Source organism: Parabacteroides sp. 20_3 (assembly GCF_964238835.1).
In the GTDB taxonomy this organism is placed as follows: Bacteria; Bacteroidota; Bacteroidia; order Bacteroidales; family Tannerellaceae; genus Parabacteroides; species Parabacteroides distasonis.
In genome coordinates this window covers 226,444-246,072 of the sequence record NZ_CAXSNO010000003.1, presented here as the reverse complement: position 1 = coordinate 246,072, position 19,629 = coordinate 226,444, and the positions used below count along the sequence as shown (strand labels likewise).

The following is a 19,629-nucleotide window of genomic DNA, read 5'->3' as shown; positions in this document are numbered from 1 at the left end:
CAATCCAACCCGCCTTTGGATATCCCCTAATTATAAAGGAAATTCATATATCTTTTTACCATCCAAACTATAGATGAAAAACTTTTCACCTACCCTAAACATCTTGGATGAGGTATGTAAATAAGCTTTCTTTTCACCCTTTGAATTAACCCACAATGTTTTGTCTCCCAAGAATATCAAATTATCCCCATTTGGTAAATCCCTGAATGGACGTAACCTAGACAAAGGATAAGTTTGTAAAACATTCAGTTGTTGGTCTAGCTCAACCATTTCATTCTTATCTGTAACCAAACAATAAATCGAATCCGGGCGTTTATATCGCTGATAAGATGTACTATCCTCAAAATCCTGCAAGAAATAAGAAGAATTGGTAAGATATAATAACTTCCCGTTTACTTCGGTATTCCATGATACCTCACTCAATAAGGAATCCCCAGATAACGAGTATTTCCGGATATGATCGGAAAACAACACCATCAGAGCATCCTCTTCCCAATTTATATCAAACTCCTCCACCATCTCTTTCTTATCCGAGAGCTGGCGAAACCAAACCTTCTCCCCCTTTCGTTTATCGAAGCAGGCGATAAACGGCCAGCCAACCTTCAGTCTTAAGTATTCGTGAGCATAAGCCTCAGAAGTATCAAAAATAGTATTTCGATACCCTGTTCCCATATTAATCATATAAAGGCTATCTCCTCTCGCAAACAAATGAGAGCGAGATCCCATTCCATCAGGTATCGGATACCCCCATTTAGGTTGCAACTGCCGATCCAGACAAAACAAATTCTCCCGGCTTGCCACGTAAAAAACCGTGTCGTCCGATAAAACATTCGATACCAGTTCCATCACCTTCTTCGGCCCGGTAGGCACTGCTGCAAAACCGGTTAAGACACCCGTCACCACACCGAGCGCACCAAGAGCGACGGCCTCTTTATAATCACTTGCCCCAGTCGGCATGGCATAACTCGGCCCTTCCCCATTTCCCATGTGAACCAGATGAATCCCATCCGAGACAATCAATCGAGTAGAGTCATCCAGTAAACCACTCTCATTCCATCCATATACATGGCTCATTTTCCGGCTCCACATCTTTTCTCCCGTCGCAAGGCTATGGCCTTCCAACTCGTTAGACACCCCGTTCATATAACTGCCTTTATAAGCCAAAAACATCCGGTTCTTAGCGTCCACACAATAAGGAATCATTTTCTTTTTCTTCCAAACCTCATTACCTGTTTTCAAATCCAGCAACGATGTAGCCTTCCCCATTGTCACGAACAAAACTCCCTCTGAAGTCAACTTTGGATCTTGATTAAAATAATTGACAGGACGTTGCCATAGCATCCTCTGATCAGCCAAGGAGTAAACGGATATTCCCCCCTTATTTTTCAAGGAAGTCTCATTTTTCGACAAATTCCGATACCGGATAAAAAGCAAATTATCCGTCGAATCCACATCCACTCCAAGAATCCAGCCGGGTAAAGCCAAACTTTTAGCAATGATAACAGAGCCATCCTCATTGATACCCAATGTGTCCGACAAAAATGTTTGAGATTGTACATCTAATGAAATACAACAAACAAACAGCAAGAAAATTTTGATGACCCTCATATCTCCACAATAATTATTTGATACAATTTCACTTTTGATATTTTTCTAACGAAATACAAGTCACATTATTATAATTAGGTTGATCCATCATGACGAAACGTAAACAACTTTCCTGATCGTATTCTATCAATAGTGGGTTGTAAATCATGAGTTACCCGCACTTTGAACCGGCATCATCATCACCCTACTCGCCGAACCTGCGGCGGCTCCACCGATAAGCCTTCTATGATGATAGATATATCAACAGATTGTATAGTGTAACTACACTTATTAAAGTTCAGAAATAAGCTCGGCATCAGTACATATACAAAACTCAAACAAAAAAATAGGCTGTCTCATTTTCTATCACGAAACAGCCTATTTTTTAATATAGACTCAAAAACACCAAAATTTAATGTTACATTATTTTCTGGTATTACCTCGTTACGGCATAAATTCAAAAGCCATTCTACTATCTATTCTTTCATATTATTTATATTCACTGTTTCTTTTCATAACTATCCATTCCCTTGACATTTACGCATATACCTTCCATTTCTCAACCTATCAATTATAGAAACATAAGACATTACATCACCTTGTTCTAAATCCTTATACTTTTCCGTAAGTTTACCTACAAACAAAGGAGGTTCATTAATGTGCCATACATACCAATTCTCCGAAGGACTGACAAACTCAAGTTCTTTGTTTGGAAGAACTCGGACATCACTAGCTGTTCCAAATAGAACATCCTTATGACCTTCACCTATCTCTTTTGAGTTGCCAACTTTGTACCAAGCCCCATAAACTATCCCTGCACGTAAAACCGTATGGGCATAGAACTCTACCTCATCCATCACAATCTCCTCTATAATCGGCCTATAATCCATGGGATAATGGGTCTTGAAAACTCGTATTACAGAGCTATTCAAAGCTTCTATATCATTAATGATATATTGAAAAAATCTTTTATAACCATTATCTATTTCTACACAAAAAATATCTCCCATTTTTGTCACTATTCGTTTTGCCATATTATCACAAGTTTCTTTTTTGCAGTAAAGATAATATTTTTATAAATTAATACTTACCTATTCCATGCTTATCCCAAAACTTAGGTTTTATCTCATTTCTTAAATTATATAAAGAACCTCCATTCTTCTGCATTCCATATCGATTTATCAATTTCTGCTCCATTATTCTAGCATCTAACTTATTTAAGTTCCCAGTTCCTTGTATCGGTCTATAATCAAGTGTAGCCCTATTCGTCCCTGAATTCAAATGCTCTGAGAATCTAACTTCTGGCTTTCTGCTAGTAATCCCTATATAACGTACATCTCCATTTGCATCAACTCCTTGATAAACAGTATAAGTATTATGATCATTAGCCACAGATATTTTATCTCCTGTAGCAGTTAGATTTGGTCGCTCTACATTTACTGAAGGAGTAGATGCCTCCATCAACCTCATCTCCGGTGCCGGTCTTGTCGCCGTGTTCTTGAACGAGAAGATCGTCCGTCCGAATTTAACGTCCTTACCTGTCCAGAAGTTATTACCTTTCAAGGCGGCAACCATACCGTTTCCGATTCCACCTGTCAAGGCACCACCCAAAATACCCAAGCCATAATCCTTCAAGCTCATAAACTGGTCCCCGAAATACAACGAGTTACCCGCACTTTGGACAGGCATCATCACCGCCGTACTCGCCGAACCTGCGGCGGCTCCAGCCAAAAAGCCTCCGATTCCCCCGGCGGCACCTCCAGCAGCGGCAAAGGCCAACCCACCAGTCGCAGCCCCCAAACCTCCGGCGGCGGCTCCAATACCAAATGCGGCAAATCCATCCTTGAAACTATGAAGTTGACCCGATACAGCCTTATAGATCAAATTTGCTGTTCCTCCGATAACCGCACCTATTATAATATGGATAAACTCTCCATCCTCGTCCACATACCTCAACGGGTTGTTCATGGCATAGCTGTAACGATTGAAGTTCTGGGACAAGTCCGGCATCTGGACAAACGGATCAGGAGCGAGGAAACGACCCAGAGCCGGGTCATACAGGCGGGCGTTCATATTTACCAGACCAAACTCCTTAAGATGTTCATGGCCACTGTAGCCACGACCAAGGAACAACTCTACCTCCTGCCCCGAAGGGATGTAAACGTGACTGGATGAGTTACGTTGGCGACCCCATGCGTCAAAATTATAACTCGCGTATTTCGTCCCTGCCTCGGTGATGATATCCGTGATACTTCCCAGATAATCACGACCTATATAATAAAGTTTCCAGCTATTCGTATGATCCTTCACCAATACCGCCGAAGCGTCGTAGTAATTCTCTCCCGCCAAATACAGCTTCTCCTTATTACCCGAGGGAGTCTCATCGATCTCATAGCAATCCCCCAAATAATAGCGGGTCAACAAACGGCTACCCCCTTTAGCCACCTGCATCTTCACACGCTGCTGATTGCCGTTATAGGTAAACGAGGCCACGTTACCATCTTGCGTAATAGCGTTCGGACGCTTGAAAGAGGTATAGCTAATAACCTGTGTGGCGGAAGACATAATACCATTTGCCACGCTAGAGGAAGATATGGCGTAAGGCTTGCCACTTGTATTATATGCGAATGTACCACTGACATCCCCTTTGGTTAAGATATTTCCTTTCGCGTCATAAGTTGCCATAAGCCCTTTGTAGGAAGTCAGACGATTAAGATTATCATAAGAGAATTTCTCTTCTTGGGATACATTAATGTCTTTCCGGTAAGTCAAGTTCCGTTTAACAGGATCGAAAACATACTCCATATTCTGGAGGAATGTGGTCACCCCTGTTTTCTGTATCTTCCTGGAAGTAGGGAATCCATAACTGTCATATCCATAGGTACGAGATAAGGCACCGGAGCGTACCTCGGTAGGTAACCCCATGTCATTCTCTTTCGTGAGCTTAAATATGGATGTTTGGTTATTCAGCTTGGTCTCAACTAAATGACCATTCGCATAATTATAATTCTCGGTTGTCAAAACTCCGGATTGAGACGTATACTTAATAGAGCTTACATTTCCTCCGTTATAGGTATAATCCTTTCGTAAATATTTATTGTCTACCGCCGTCTCTGTCTGGCTCGACAGACGACCCAACGCATCATATACATAATCAATGGAAGTTCCGACAGAAGAAGAGACCTTCGTCAACTCATCGTAGCCATTATAAGTATATGTAGTCGTAAACTCTGGTAAAGTCGCCGTTTTAAGGCGATTATACGTATCATATGTGTAATTGATAACCTTATTATTTGCGTTCGTCTCTTTCAATAGGTTGCCGGATGCGTCATAAGCATAAGTTGTCGTACCAGAGCTAGGATCGCCCAAGCTAGTCCGACGGCCGAAACCATCATAACCAAATGAAGTAGTCACGTTACCCGGTGCGACGATAGAAGAAGGTTGTCCATCCGGACGCAGATTATAGGTAATCGTTCCTGCTGGGTCTACCACAGATATAAGATTGCCCAACGCATCATACGTCCGCTTGACAGAGATTCCATCCTCCACCGTTGTTATACTATTGCCGCTATAACCATGAGTCGTTTTTCTTCCGGAAGGTTCCGATATAGCGGTTAAGCGATCATACGTATCATAACTATAGATATTCCAAGCCGTAGCCGAACTACCGGCAAACGGACGAGAGACTTTTTGCACCCTTCCATAACTATCATAAATTTTATCCGTTTTTAGAAAACTGCCATTAAAACGAGTCTCGGCCGTTCTTACCTCTCTATTCAACGCATCATATACACTTTTAGTAGTAGGTTTACCCGTCACAGAACGGGTTATGGCATACAAAGCGTTTGTCCCTTCCTCCGACCATCCGTAAGATACAGTAGCGGTAGTATTATCAGGGAACGTGACACTTGTCTCCCGACCAAATGGATCATACGTATGCGCCGTAGACTTTCCCCGGTGGTCCTTCTCAGAAGACATACGCCCCTCCGTATTATAAGAAAACTCATTTGCAAGTCCTAATGGGTTTGTCACCTTTTTCAATCGACCGTTCGTATCATAAGCATATTCGGTCTTCAGCCCTTTATCCGAACCATACAAGAATAGCGTCTCTTTTGTGATATTACCCGGAGTATCATAAACATACTCGTAAGTTTTCGCTTTATTTCCATTCTTATAGAACACCTTGCTATTCGCATAGCCGTTCGTATGCGAAGGAATATTCATTCGCTCGGTATAAGTACTGCTATTACGAGTAGTAGTCACGCTCTGATCGGTCAAGAAACCAATAAGATATCCACTCTCTGCCGTATTGTTATAAAATGTGTTCGCCTTTTTTACCGTAATACCCCCAGTGTAAGTGATAGTCTCTTGCGTCGCATTTCCATAAGTATCATATACAAAAGCGGTAGTAGCAGTAATACCCTTAAGCAAGTCCTGCTCTGTCTTATTGCTTAAACGTATCTTGACCGTTTTATTGGCTTGAACATTAACGGCAAAATTATAGGTCAATTTCGCCTCAGGTGAAACCTCACTCTTCAATATGCCATATTTATAAGGATCAAAATATTGCTCCGTAAGCTGCCCTTTCAAATTCGTACGGAATATACTCTCAAATCCCCTAAACCCCAATCCTTGGCGGTGAATAACACCACCTCGGTACGTGAAAGTGAAATTATCAACCCGGTTACCTTTCATATAAGTACTGGAAAAGGCTATGACAGGAATAGACTCTTGAATGTCCACATACGGGAAAACAGCGTTCGCACCCTTAGCATAAGTACCGGAAGATATGGCCTCCTCATTCATCAACAGGTATGTGTTCTTTTCGACCACTCCCAAACTATTCGCCATACCCGTGGCCAAAACGCCTTTATTGTCATTCCTCTTGAATGAATATTTTGTAACCACTCCATTCTTCAAGCTGACCAATTGACTAAAATAATTATGACTGTTTATATTAGTCGGGATCAAGATTGATTTCGATGTATAATTTTGGGCACATTCAACCGAACCCACGTTATTTTTCTTAGCGAGGTAAGTGAAGAAACCGGAGCTATGATACCGGATCAAGTCTGTCATACCATCCCCGTTTACATCTTGTAGCAAAAAGCCATCCGTAGAAATCCCCGAGTTTTGAGTACCGGCAAACGTGGATTTATAAAATTGTCCATCTCCCATCGAGTTATAAGCGGCCCACGTATAGACTGGATCCTTTTTTTTCGGAGATACCAGCAAATCCATAAGCCCATCTCCGTTGATCTCCCCCAGCAACAGCGAGCGATCTTTTAGATCCACCTTTTTTAATCCGGTATAAGTAGAGACTTTTCGGCCCGTCCAAGTACTACCGGAAACATCAAAAGTATATATATTTACCCCGGAGTCATTAATAAGAGCGATGTCACTTTTCCCGTCTCCATCATAATCTAATACCAGAAGTCTATCTGTTTTCTGAAATGCGTCCTCAGGATCAGGCTGCTCCGTGCCTACAAAATTAACGTTATAGGGAAACAAGTAACTCTGATATAAGACCTTACCACTTTCCAAATCAAATATATAGCATTTAGAGGTCTTACTGGTCTCTCCAAAAGGATGATGGCAAGAGACCGCTAGTACTTCCTGTTTTCCATCCCCATTGAAATCCCCTGTATAATAAAACTTAGGATGTATGCTCTTTGCCCCATCCGCATCGGTCAATACGGTCGGGAAATTAAAAGTCCGTGTATATTTAGATACCAATCCCACAGTCAAACTGGCCCTATATACACGGAAAGTCACTTGATCATTATCACCGGAAACGCCATTGTTTACTTTTATGATATGCTCTTCTTGCTTTCCCTCCAAATCCGCACAAAAGATATCGATAAAATTAGCTCCGGTCGTAAGATTGGGCATGGGGGAAGCGTACTCGCTATTCAATCCGGCATAAAGATAGATTTTCTCTTCTCCGGTGAATTTATTGTCATATCTATTCTGGGAATGCTGAAAAGCCGTCGAATGTCTGTAATGCTCCCAATAGGGATTCTCATTAGGCAAAGAGATCAAACCATCTGCCCCCGACGCATAATCATACCTTCCTTTCACTACCTTGATACGAGCAGGATCCGTTGATTCATACCAATTATATAGCTGTGTGACAGAACCATTATCATAAGACCCATCTGTTATGCCTTCTCCATAGTAAAGCTTTATAGGGTTCAGAGATTGCCCGGAGGCGGAATAATCTATCTGGCTTAAAACTGAGCTATTGTTCTGGTTTTTATAGCTCAAGCTATACGTACAAAGCGCAGTAGAGCCTAATTTACTGATGATTTTAGCCAGCAAGTAGCTTTCCCCTGTCTTAAGCCCCCCTATAAAAGAGACCAAGGGGTCCGGTCGTGAGGCTTGATACTGAAATTCCACAGAGGCACCATTATAAGCAACTTTTGTCAATCTGTAATGGTTTTCTTGCTCGACATAAGTATATAGGATCTGATTATTTCGCAAGTCAGACAAAGAAACTATCGGATAAAAGATCTTATTGCTTGTATTTGAGGCATATCCAAATATGCCCTTGGTTCCATTAGGATAAAATACCTCAAAATATTTCACGACATCGCCGGACAAAAAAGCTTTTACTTTTATATTGCCTTGCTCGGACTCATAATTAATAGTTGTCGCATTCTCTGAGATCTTTATAAGACGCATCCCGTCTAACACGAACGCATCCGCTTTCGTACGTAAAGCTCCTTGGGGCTTACCATCATAATAAATATTCCTACTCGTACGCATGATCGATTGCACACCGCCAATACCCCATCCAATACCAACGATGCCATTTCCTTGCTGGCTATTATAAGCCAATGATAATTGGGGTTCAAATCCATTTATACCCGGATAAACCTGTATGGGAACCGTATAGGTTTTAGCTCCAGTCGGGGAAACACCTGTTTGTATCGGTATCTCTCCTACAGCTTTCGATTTATCTATTGTAACTGTAGTCGGAACGTAAGTATTATCAGATATGGCTTTAGGAACAAAAGCCTGAGGTTGCTGTGAAAACCTTTCCGGATTTTCTGCAGTTTTCGCTATAACCGGAGGATATAAAGCCTTCAATAAAGAATCCTCATAAGCCTTGTAATCACTTTCCTTCCAATCGAAAAATTGATTATTCTCAGCAACTCCTTGGGCACATAAATAAGAAGATGGGGACATAAACATGATAAATATCCCTATCGTATATAAATATATTAATTTCATCTATAAGTATACTTAAATTATATTTTGATCAATCCTCCTCTTGGTCTACGGGAACGGCCTCCAAAGATGAAGCCATCGCACTAAATTGCCGTGTTGTTCTATTTCCTGACGCATCATAAGTATAAGTAAATATCATTTGTTGGGATTGCCTAATATTCAAAATTCCGCCAGACTTTACCTCAAAAGGCCCATTAATCGTAATTTGCGCCGGAGCGGAAAGAGATAAATTACCATTACTTGCCACGGTTACATTTTGGACAGCCAACGTATTACAGCCCAAAACTGATACACTTGATGAAACTGTCTGATTTGTATAAGTACTCACACAGCTTCTCGTGTCAACCTCTTGTGATGATAACGGGGAAAATAAGCAAGTCAATACGATACATGTAAAAAAGACGATTCTCTCTTTCATATCAAAGAATTTATGATTCTGTTATTTCTATTTTTAATTCCTTGAGATTACAGACTTACATACTTCTTCAAAGTATCCGCTTTCTTCCCATCCACAAACAACGTATAAATAAACGTTCCATAACCAAGTTCCGAACGGCTTACTTCTACCACATTACTACTTCCATTATCCAACTTAATAACTTTCACGGGTTTACCTGTGACATCAAATATCTGTAGACTAGCAGACACAAACGTCGCCGGTAAGGTATAAGAGACAGATGCACCTTCCCTATTATATAATTTTGCGCCATCCACAGCACTTATATTACTTGTGGAAGTCGTGTTCGAACGTAATTGAGATTGTACCTCCGGCGATAGTAGAGCTTGCAAATTATCAATCACCTCATTCTGTTGTTGGATCGTTTGTTGCATCTCCTTGATACTTTCTACGATAAGCGGAATAAAACCTATATAATCTATAGACATCATCCCGTTTTCATCCGTTTGTACAAGTTCGGGTAATACCTTTTGTATGTCTTGAGCCAAAAAACCAATTCGTTTACGACTAGCCTCCGCTGCCTCTCTTCGATCTATCTCTGCTTGGATTTGTTTGTCTCTATTTATCTTTGCGATAGTAGCGGCATCCATAATCTCCTCTGAATCGGAGGAACTTCCCGATATCCCATTATCCAATGTGGCAGAGAACTTAGACTCATCCTGCTCCCTATTCTCCTCAAGTGTAGAGAGGTTGTATGAATAAGAGACCCCATTCACTTGCTCTAAAAGAGCTAATGGATTTTGCAGCGACTCTACATTTTCCTTCAAGCGAGCGTCTGAAGTTATATTCACTCCATTCACACGAAGATTCGTATTGAACACGAAATTAGTATTACTAGCCGGATTGTAATACGCCACGACATTGTTAGCATAACCATTTGTAGTCATATAAATACCCAATTTCCCATGCAACCAAAGTTGATCCGTATCCGTGGTTCCATATTCTCCAGCAAACACATTCCAACCTTGATTTGCATATTGTCCAAAATCACCAAATGTTAATTTCGAACCTGCGCGTGCATCCCCTATCCGACCATATATCTGCATAGAGGTTACATTTCCTAAGTCCTCATTATTGTCTTTTAAAAGGCCTGCTTGTACTCGTCCATTTGAAAGAACCCGGAGTTGAGCATTTGCGTTTGATACTAAACTAATTAAAATTAAGAAAGAAAAAAGTCTTGTTGTTTTCATATAAGTTGTTCTAAAATATAAATAGATAAACATTCAAATAATACTTCTAAGGAACCCAGTACCATATCCAAACAATTGCGTAAAAGAGGCTATTACGGATAGCGATCCTACACGTAAATCACATTTATTGCGGAACATTGCGTCTACAAACAATAAAAGGGCATAAATAATAAGAGGCACCAGAAACAACCAGCAAAAGAATGAGCCGATAACCAATAGACAGACTGAAAACGTGAATAATGCCGGTAAGCAATGTACCAGCTTCAATGAGCCGGGATGTTTCCGGTTCAACGCGATCCGGGCCTCCCCCGAATGACGCACCTGACGGAAGAACTGCATGAGATCCGTCCGCCTTTTATGATAAACCCATGCCGAAGGAAATAGCCGGGTCCGATAACCAGCCTCCATGATCCGTATGCTAAAATCAATGTCCTCACCATATCGCATGCCGGAAAAACCGCCCAGACGCTCATATACATCCCGCCTTATTCCCATATTAAAACTACGGGGATAAAATTTATCCAACTTTTTCTTCCCGCCGCGGATACCACCGGTCGTCAGGAATGAGGTCATGGCGTAATTGATCGCCTTCTGGATCGGGGAAAACGAGGCATGCGCCTTATCCGGGCCACCGAACGCATCCACCGGATAATGATTCAACGAGTCGTGTATATGCTCAAGCCACGTGGAGGGTAGTACCACGTCAGAATCCAGTATGAGCAGATACTCGCCAAGCGCTTGCCTAGCGCCATGATTACGCGCCATACCCGGGCCGGAGTTCGAGATCACATAATAATAAAGATCCAATCGCCCTTGGTATCGCCCAACAATCTCTTTCGCCGGTATCTCCGAACCATCCTCCACCACGATAACCTCAAAATGGACATAGGTTTGCTTGCAAAGGCTTGATAACAGGTCATCAAGCTCATCCGGCCTGTTATAAACAGGAATTATAATGGAGTATAATCGCATATCTTTTGTATAAAAAAGATTGAGGATACCCTCAACAGACAGTATCACTCAATCTTATCAAAAAAACTATAGCTTCAATAGAAATAAATATTATTGTACCAATAGCATACGTTTCGTTGAGATCAACTGTCCGTCTACTACCAAAGAATACATATACATACCTGCGACACCTAGATCAGAAAAGCTTACCATTATACTACCTTCTCCCCGGGTAGCGATATCGAATTTCTTAACTTGAGTTCCTTGCAAATTGCAAATAGAGATAAAAGCGGAACGTGCGGATGTAGGGATCGTAAAGGATATATTCGTGGTAGAATTAAACGGATTCGGCGTATTTTGATTCATTACCGCATTCGAGAGCAAAGACTTACTCGTCAAATTCTTGTTATTCTGCAAATCAGACAAATTAGCTTTTTCATCCAATTGCAATTCCAGTTGTTGGATAGTAGCGTCCAATTCTTTTACAGCCTGTACTAAAACGGGTATAACAGCCGTGTAATCCACCAAGCTATCACCTGTGGAACTTAACGTCACAATCTCTGGCATAACCTCAGCTACCTCCTGTGCCAAGAAACCAAAAGCTTTAGAAGGTACGGCTTCTGCTGATCTCAATTGCGATGTCTCACTTTTCCAATTGTAAGATACCGGTTTTAACCCCAATATGGTTCCTAATCCACTATTTAAGGGAGTGATATTGGTTTTCAACCGAGCATCCGAAGATTGATAAACCCCCTTTACTTCTATATAATTATACTGGGAGCTTTCTGAATCATAGAAAACGACCTTTCCTCCTGTTCCTGAGATACGAGGATTAGCGACCGCAACTTTTAATTTCAAAAATGTACCCGGATAATCACTCCCGTTATAATACAATTTTTGTCCCCACGTCTGTATGTTCGTGTACTGGGCTTGGACACTAAACGATACGAATAGGCATAGTATGCCTAATAAAGATACAGATCTTTTCATGATTTAAAGATTTAAGTTGATAATATCTATTTTAACACATCAAAATATCCAACCAAATAATTATTTCCTTTTGAGATAAATATCTTATAATCACCATTCAGCAAAAAATCTATAGAAATAGGATATTCTATCTCAGAAGAAACAGTTATGATGTCATTATAAAGTACATTTCCTTTTATATTTATAATTTTCACATTAAGTCCATCCAATAATTTATTAGAATGGATGTAAATATTATTTTCATCTATTGATAATGTAGGAGAAGATATTATAGAACGATCTTCCTCTTCTTCCCAAGATTGTTCAGTATCCTTCACTCTATTCGGATACACAACTGAAGAAACAAACATCAGAAATACTAATCCCAATATAAAACTTCTCTTTTTCATTATCTATTTTTATAAACAAAAATAGTCTCTATGAGAAATCTATAAGCAAAATAGGATTTACTTCTTATTTACTTTTTGTTTACAGCGATTAAGTTATTATAAATCAGCGATAAATTTATCCATCATTTCTGCGGTACCTTCTGTTCCATGAATCTTTTTATAGAGACGAATCCGGGATGCTGTTATTGCAGGAGTCGAGCGTCCAACTAACCTTGCAATGTCCTTCACGGGCATGGATATTTTTATCAAATAACAAATATGGAGTTCTAACTCTGAGATTTGCGGGTATAAAGCATATAATTGAGCGGTGAAATTTGAATAGGTTGTATCAATCTCTTTTCTCAACTCCTTCCAATCCTTATTCTGAATTTCCGTATCAGTATTATTACTTGTTTCATGAAATAACCGATAGACTTCGGATTTTCGAAAAGCTATTTCAAGCAAACTTTTTTCATTTTGAGAAGTAAGAATCTTTCGGTTTGATAGTTCTAATAATTCCTTTTGAGATTGCACAAGTTGCTTTTTAAAATTATCTCTTTGACACTCCGATTGCTGCAAAAGTTCCTCTAGATATGAAATTTTCTTATTATTATATTCAATACAATCCAAACTTTCCGCATATTGATTCTCTTTCAATAGACGTATTTTTTTCTCCTTTTCAATCGCTGCTTTTTTCTTCTTTTCTAACACATATATATAACATAGACTAAAGAAAATAATTAAAACAACAAATAATGCAAATTGATAATTGCGAATTTTTCTTTTTTCATTATCTATTTTCAATTGAACATTCTCCTTTTCTGTATGCTGATACTTATATAATGAGTTAACTTTTGCTACAGCTTCCGTTTTTGTTTGATTCTTAATTGAATCAGACAGTTCTATACATTTATACGCATAATTCAAGGCTAATTTACGGTCTCCTTCTTGGTTTTTTATTTTGGATAAGATTCTATACGTATTTTTTTTCATATAGATATTCCCATACTCATTTGCTTTCTCAAAATAATATAGAGCTGAATCTATTTGCTTATAACTTTCATATATACAACCTAATCCAAAATATATATTTGCTTGATTCTTCATACTTGAAACCTTACTGAACAAATCTTTAGCCAAATCATATTTTCCCATATCTATATAGATGCTACTCAATTCCCTTAGTACATTATCTATTCTCGATTGATCATTTAATAACAATGCCTTCTCATAAGCAGATTGATAGTAGTATATAGCACTGTCTGTATCTTGCTTGGCGTTATAGATCCGAGCAATATTCCTCAATGCGATCACCTCTCCTTTTCCTTTATCATACATCTTGTATTCATACGATTTCCTATAAGCTTCGAGAGCCTCATCATACAAACCTTGATATGCCAGTCGATATCCCATCTGCTCATAAACCCGTCCTAATATATCATATCGCTTACTATCTTTCCCTATGTCCGCAGCATCTTGAAAAGCTCTCACCGCTCTTGGGGCATCTCCCATATCCCGGTATGTACTTCCTAGATAATAATATGCCTCCATTAATTGATCTGGAGTCCCATAGTCCTCATAATACTGAACTATTGATTTAATCAAAGAGTCTGATTCATGAGGAATATACAGCTTATCTTTAGCTTTAATCTTAAGCAAAGCATGGTACATACGTATATTTTCCGGCTCATTCATGATTGAGCTATCCAAAGAGGAAAGACAGAGTAATGCGCTATCCGGATGCTCCCACATAACAGATTCCGCACGAGATAGTTCCGCAGGTAATGGTTTTTCTTGGCGCATACAAGAAAAAAGGGTAGCGAAAAGTAGCAAAGTCAGTCCTAGTGTTCTCTTCATTTAGATTATAGTTTACAACTTAAACGCAAGTTATAAAATTTATCCACAAATATCAATAAAAATATTCATTTGCCACAAAAAAATATCTTCTTTAAGCCTACTACTCAACTAAAAATCTTTTCCTTTAGTTTGGTATCCTTCAATAGCCTCTGTGCATACCCCTCCATTTAAATGAATTTTCAAATAATACTTCTCAAAAAACCGACTCCATATCCAAACAATTGCGTAAAAGAGGCTATTACAGATAACAACCCTACACGTAAATCACATTTATTGCGGAACATTGCGTCTACAAACAATAAAAGGGCATAAATAATAAGAGGCACCAGAAACAACCAGCAAAAGAATGAGCCGATAACCAATAGACAGACTGAAAACGTGAATAATGCCGGTAAGCAATGTACCAGCTTCAATGAGCCGGGATGTTTCCGGTTCAATGCGATCCGGGCCTCCCCCGAATGACGCACCTGACGGAAGAACTGCATGAGATCCGTCCGCCTTTTATGATAAACCCATGCCGAAGGAAATAGCCGGGTCCGATAACCAGCCTCCATGATCCGTATGCTAAAATCAATGTCCTCACCATATCGCATGCCGGAAAAACCGCCCAGACACTCATATACATCCCGCCTTATTCCCATATTAAAACTACGGGGATAAAATTTATCCAACTTTTTCTTCCCGCCGCGGATACCACCGGTCGTCAGGAATGAGGTCATGGCGTAATTGATCGCCTTCTGGATCGGGGAAAACGAGGCATGCGCCTTATCCGGGCCACCGAACGCATCCACCGGATAATGATTCAACGAGTCGTGTATATGCTCAAGCCACGTGGAGGGTAGTACCACGTCAGAATCCAGTATGAGCAGATACTCGCCACGCGCTTGCCTAGCGCCATGATTACGCGCCATACCCGGGCCGGAGTTCGAGATCACATAATAATGAAGATCCAATCGCCCTTGGTATCGCCCAACAATCTCTTTCGCCGGTATCTCCGAACCATCCTCCACCACGATAACCTCAAAATGGACATAGGTTTGCTTGCAAAGGCTTGATAACAGATCATCAAGCTCATCCGGCCTGTTATAAACAGGAATAATAATGGAGTATAAACGCATATCTTTTGTATAAAAGTCTAGCACAAATGTAGACTCATTTTCATACATAGTCAAGGAACACACATGGACAAATCAAGACCAGATAACACTGATAATCAATAAATTAAAAACACGCATATGGACATCCCCTGTTTTTAGTACTCTTTGAGATATTGATCTAGTAAGAAACTTACGTCGGAAGGTATTTGTTTGCTTTTTTTGATACGCTGTTTGATACGCTGTTTCTGTTTGGATACAGACTCGGGGAGAGAGTTCGCAAAAACAGCTATTTGGGAAGAACTGAACCCCATCTTGATTAAGCAGCAATATCGCTTATCTAATTCGGAGAAATCAGGGAAATCTTTCTCTAACCGTGTATAGAACTGATGGTATTGCAAGTTTGTCCAGTTTATGATTAATGACCAATCTGCATCCTTCAGATATTTAGGATGCTCTTTTAGGTCTTTCAATTTATCGAAATAAGGTAATTGCTCATCTAGTTTCTTATATGAGGATTTCAGTAGCTCTTCATATTTCTCTATCTCTTTATGGGACTCCGCATTTTGATCCAATAAACTTTTATTCTCTGAAACAATCTCGTCGATTTCCTGCTGTTTATTATTTAACGTGGCGATCAATTGCTCATTTTCTTTTATACGATTCTCATTCTCTCTTATCGATTCCTTGTAAATTCGTATTTGCTCTCTAGCATGCGCTAAAGATTTTTCCTTCCGCAATACACGATATTGATAGACTATTATAAGAATCAACAGAACCGCAGTGACAAACAAGCCGATTATCTCTTGATTCGTTTTTTCTAGTTTTAGCTGGTTATTTATGTTCAACAATCTCTCATGATCATACCGAGCCTGAATTTCAGCCAATTCTCCAGCATGATTTATTACCTGTAGCGAATCTGAGTAAATAAGATATTGGTTATTATATTCTATGGCCTCCTTGTAAAGTTTTTGTTCTACACATATATAATATAACACTTCATAGGCTTCACTTAGCGTATACAAATTGTCCGTTTCTAAAGATTTCTGAAAGTAGACCTTTGCTGAGTCTAGTTGCCCCAAACTCCAAAAAGCACTACCTATCTTGTAATATATTTGAGGAAGCTTATGTAAGGAAGATACTTGTAAACATAAGTCAAGCTCTTTTCTAGTGTAATGTAAAGCTTTTTCTCCTTGACTTAACTCATTATAAACAACGCCTAGCTCTCCCATAGCCATAGCTTCAAGTTCTAAATTTCCTAATCTTTTAGCATTTTCCAATGATTTACCAAAATAGAATAAGGCACTATCCATCTCATTTATATGCACATAAGTTCTTCCCAGCTCCGATAGAGCATAAGATATCCGTTCTCCATTTCCTGATCGTAATGCGTATTGATAAGCATCCTTTAATTGTACCAACGATTCTTCATAAAGATCTTGATAACGATACGTATTTCCTAATGATTGGCAGATCAGATAAGTAAAAAGCGGCTCATCCAACCTTGTCATTATATCTTTAGACTTTAAAAAGAGAGGTATCGCTTCCGTTAACTTTTTCTGATCCTCCAATAATTGTCCCTTATAATAATACGCTTGCGCCATCCTTTTCAAGTCATCCTCTTTCTCGAAATAATCCATCGCATCTTGAACCAACTTATCCGAGGAAGGGATATTCAACGAATCCGGAAGGCGTTTACCATATACCTTATCCCGGGCTTGTGCCAACAATAGCGCCCAAGTAGCATAGTTCTTTCCGCTAGAGAGTGATGATTGAGGCATAGAACGTAATATAGATAATGCGCTATCCGGATGCTCCCACATCACAGATTCCGCACGAGATAATTCCGCAGGTAATGGTTTTTCTTGGCGCATACAAGAAAAAAGGGTAGCGAAAAGTAGCAAAGTCAGTCCTAGTGTTCTCTTCATTTAGATTACAGTTTACAACTTAAACGCAAGTTATAAAATTTATTTTATAAATACCACTAAAATATTTGTTTTTCAATAGTGATTTTGAGATACGATCAGCCAGCAAGGAGACGCGGCACACTACGTATCTACTAGTTGTATTATGTATTTAAAATATTAGCATATAAGCATTTGCAGTTTTTATGGTAAAAAACAAAAGTTTATCAAGCAGAAAACTTTTGTTTCCCTATATAGAAACTAAAGTTTCTTCAGCACGAAACTTTTGTTTTCCCTAATAGAAACTACTTTTACATATATAGGCACTACGACACACGAACCTAAACGATAATTTGGTTTCTTGCGTTTTCTATCAAAACATGGTAGATAAAGAATGATAATTGTAGATATTTTCTATCTACAACCACTATATAAGATGTTTATTTATAAGGCATATAAGAAGGAATTGTAGATGTGGTAGATATTAAGTGTTTTTTATTAACTGGTAATTTATGGAACTCGATTATATAATCCAACAAGTTCTTGTAACTTTGCAGCCATTTTAATTGAAATCCCGATTGAATATGAAGAACAAATACGAGGCTAGGCTAGGTACGGAACGTATGCTACCGCTGGTTTTCAAAATGGCGCTTCCGGCGGTAGCGGCCCAATTTGTCAACCTACTTTACAATATCGTAGATCGTATCTATATCGGGCATATTCCCGAGATCGGGACAAACGCTTTGGCTGGTATAGGGGTGACCACCTCCATCGTGATCTTGATCTCTTCTTTCTCCGCTATCGTGGGAGCGGGAGGTTCGCCGTTAGCGGCTATCGCTCTCGGGCAGGGCGACCGGGAACGGGCCGGAAAAATAGTGGGAAATGGATTTATATTGCTTATCCTATTTACTATATTCACTTCCCTCATCACCTATACCTTCATGGAACCGATCCTGCTTTTTACGGGAGCATCAAAATATACGTTAGGATATGCGGTGGATTATCTCTCTATTTATTTACTGGGCACTCTGTTTGTCGAGATATCCACGGGCTTGAATGCCTTTATCAACGCACAAGGGCGTCCGTCTATCGCTATGTGCTCGGTTTTGATCGGGGCTTTATTGAATATCGTATTAGACCCTATCTTCATTTTCTGGTTGGATATGGGGGTAAAAGGCGCCGCGCTCGCCACGATCCTATCACAAGCTTGCAGTGCCATATGGGTATTGAGCTTCCTTTTCTCAAGACGTGCCTCCTTGCCTTTGGAAAGGCGGTATATGAGACTGGACCGAAGAATCGTACTCTCGATGTTCGCTTTGGGAATTTCTCCGTTCATCATGGCCAGCACGGAGAGTCTGGTGGGTTTCGTCTTGAATAGTAGTTTGAAAAATTTTGGTGATATCTATGTGAGCGCATTGGCTATCTTACAGAGTGCCATGCAATTCGCTAGCGTACCGCTGACCGGTTTCGCCCAAGGATTCGTACCGATCATAAGCTATAATTACGGACATGGAGACAAACAGCGGGTGAAAGATTGTTTTCGTATCGTGCTAATCGTTATGTTCTCTTTCAACTTGATACTCATGCTATTCATGATCTTATTCCCCTCAACCGTAGCCTCCGCTTTTACAAGCGACGAGGAGTTGATCGATACCGTCCGTTGGGTCATGCCCATCTTCTTGGCGGGTATGACGATTTTTGGCTTACAACGAGCTTGCCAGAATATGTTCGTAGCGTTGGGACAAGCTAAGATATCTATCTTTATCGCCTTGCTTCGTAAAGTAATCCTCTTGATTCCTTTGGCATTACTATTACCTAATTTTATGGGGGTAACCGGCGTATATGCGGCAGAAGCCGTATCGGATGCCACGGCCGCTATTTGCTGTACGTTGTTATTTATATGGAAATTCCCGAAGATACCTAGGGAAAATCAAGCAAAAAGAAGAAAGGGCTGCCCAATAACGGACAGCCCCCTGATAAAGCCTTAAAGATTAAAAT

Annotated in this window: 11 protein-coding genes and 1 pseudogene; 1 reads left to right on the top strand and 11 read right to left on the bottom strand. The window is 39.9% G+C overall.

Annotated features, from left to right (window positions below):
• Positions 1-30 precede the first annotated feature (30 nt).
• The 11 genes from ACESPU_RS07915 to ACESPU_RS07865 form a co-directional block, all read right to left on the bottom strand.
• A complete protein-coding gene (locus ACESPU_RS07915) occupies positions 31-1,608 on the bottom strand; it encodes a PQQ-binding-like beta-propeller repeat protein (RefSeq protein ID WP_008778962.1) in 1,578 nt (525 codons plus the stop codon).
• A 497-nt stretch (positions 1,609-2,105) separates the two neighbouring features.
• Positions 2,106-2,621, bottom strand: coding sequence for a hypothetical protein (locus ACESPU_RS07910; RefSeq protein ID WP_022193033.1), 516 nt, complete (start codon positions 2,619-2,621; stop codon positions 2,106-2,108).
• A gap of 46 nt (positions 2,622-2,667) precedes the next feature.
• Complete coding sequence (locus ACESPU_RS07905; RefSeq protein ID WP_057327369.1) at positions 2,668-8,823, bottom strand: RHS repeat-associated core domain-containing protein; 6,156 nt, start codon at positions 8,821-8,823, stop codon at positions 2,668-2,670.
• A 28-nt stretch (positions 8,824-8,851) separates the two neighbouring features.
• Entirely contained in the window at positions 8,852-9,238 is a 387-nt protein-coding gene (locus ACESPU_RS07900) for a hypothetical protein (protein WP_008778959.1), read from the bottom strand.
• 47 nt (positions 9,239-9,285) lie between these two features.
• Positions 9,286-10,323, bottom strand: coding sequence for a tail fiber domain-containing protein (locus tag ACESPU_RS07895; RefSeq protein ID WP_224201869.1), 1,038 nt, complete (start codon positions 10,321-10,323; stop codon positions 9,286-9,288).
• Positions 10,324-10,500: 177 nt separating this feature from the next.
• Positions 10,501-11,439 (bottom strand): glycosyltransferase family 2 protein, encoded by a 939-nt coding sequence (locus ACESPU_RS07890; protein WP_373133246.1) that lies wholly within the window; start codon positions 11,437-11,439, stop codon positions 10,501-10,503.
• A gap of 90 nt (positions 11,440-11,529) precedes the next feature.
• Positions 11,530-12,408 (bottom strand): tail fiber domain-containing protein, encoded by an 879-nt coding sequence (locus tag ACESPU_RS07885; protein WP_005863685.1) that lies wholly within the window; start codon positions 12,406-12,408, stop codon positions 11,530-11,532.
• A gap of 26 nt (positions 12,409-12,434) precedes the next feature.
• Entirely contained in the window at positions 12,435-12,797 is a 363-nt protein-coding gene (locus tag ACESPU_RS07880; protein WP_005863687.1) for a DUF3244 domain-containing protein, read from the bottom strand.
• Positions 12,798-12,893: 96 nt separating this feature from the next.
• The gene (locus tag ACESPU_RS07875; protein WP_008778955.1) at positions 12,894-14,633 is read right to left on the bottom strand and encodes a lipopolysaccharide assembly protein LapB; all 1,740 of its coding nucleotides are present in this window, start codon (positions 14,631-14,633) and stop codon (positions 12,894-12,896) included.
• Between the two features lie 179 nt (positions 14,634-14,812).
• Positions 14,813-15,751, bottom strand: coding sequence for a glycosyltransferase family 2 protein (locus ACESPU_RS07870; protein ID WP_129984326.1), 939 nt, complete (start codon positions 15,749-15,751; stop codon positions 14,813-14,815).
• 134 nt (positions 15,752-15,885) lie between these two features.
• Positions 15,886-17,655, bottom strand: a complete 1,770-nt coding sequence (locus tag ACESPU_RS07865) for a tetratricopeptide repeat protein (RefSeq protein WP_121960721.1) — start codon at positions 17,653-17,655, stop codon at positions 15,886-15,888.
• A gap of 560 nt (positions 17,656-18,215) precedes the next feature.
• On the opposite strand from ACESPU_RS07865, the pseudogene ACESPU_RS07860 reads away from it, so the two are divergent.
• Positions 18,216-19,593 (top strand): annotated as a pseudogene (locus ACESPU_RS07860) (MATE family efflux transporter).
• The last annotated feature ends 36 nt before the right edge of the window (positions 19,594-19,629 follow it).